The following is a 1,124-nucleotide window of genomic DNA, read 5'->3' as shown; positions in this document are numbered from 1 at the left end:
CCACCCTCGCGGATGGCGAAGCGCAGGCCTTCTTCCATGGCGATGGGCTTGATCAGGTCCACCGTGAAGGTCACGTTGTCCCCGGGCATCACCATCTCCACCCCTTCGGCCAGTTCCACCACGCCCGTCACGTCCGTCGTGCGGAAGTAGAACTGCGGACGGTACCCCCCGAAGAACGCACTGTGACGCCCACCCTCGTCCTTCGAGAGCACGTACACGCTGGCCTCGAACTTGGTGTGCGGCTTGATGCTGCCCGGCTTGGCCAGCACCTGGCCCCGCTCCACGTCGTCGCGAGCGACGCCGCGCAGCAGCACCCCCACGTTGTCCCCGGCCATGCCCGAGTCCAGCAGCTTGCGGTGCATCTCGATGCCGGTGACGGTGGTCTTCTTGGTGTCGCGCAGGCCGATGATCTCGACTTCGTCCTGCACCTTGACCACGCCGCGCTCGACACGGCCGGTGGCCACGGTGCCGCGCCCGGTGATGGTGAAGACGTCCTCGACGGGCATCAGGAAGGTCTTGTCGGTGTCACGCTCGGGGGTGGGGATGTAGGAGTCCACGGCGTCGAGGAGTTCCCAGATGTTGTCGACCCACTTGTTCTCGCCGCGGGCGGTCTTGGGGTTGGCCTGCAAGGCCTCCAGCGCCTGAAGGGCGCTGCCCTTGACCACGGGGAGGTCGTCACCGGGGAACTCGTACTTGCTCAGCAGCTCGCGCACTTCCATCTCGACGAGTTCGAGCAGTTCTTCGTCGTCGACCATGTCGACCTTGTTCATGAACACGACGATGTAGGGCACGCCCACCTGACGGGCCAGCAGGATGTGCTCGCGGGTCTGGGGCATGGGGCCGTCGGCGGAGGAGACGACCAGGATGGCGCCGTCCATCTGGGCTGCGCCGGTGATCATGTTCTTGACGTAGTCGGCGTGACCGGGGCAGTCGACGTGGGAGTAGTGGCGGGTGGGGGTGTTGTACTCGACGTGGGAGGTGTTGATGGTGATGCCGCGGGCCTTTTCTTCGGGGGCCTTGTCGATCTGGTCGTAGGCCAGGGTCTCGATGGTGGGGTCCATCGCGGCCGCCGTGAAGGTGATCGCCGCGGTCAGCGTAGTCTTGCCGTGGTCGACGTGCCCGAT

1 protein-coding gene is annotated in these 1,124 nt (G+C 65.7%); it reads right to left on the bottom strand.

The annotated features are described in order from the left end of the window. The coding region (gene tuf / locus HNQ09_RS18635; RefSeq protein WP_184032061.1) for an elongation factor Tu at positions 1-1,124 on the bottom strand (1,124 nt) is incomplete at both ends.

Origin of the sequence: Deinococcus budaensis (genome assembly GCF_014201885.1) — a bacterium.
GTDB lineage: Bacteria > Deinococcota > Deinococci > Deinococcales > Deinococcaceae > Deinococcus > Deinococcus budaensis.
This window is presented reverse-complemented; position numbering and strand designations above follow the sequence as displayed.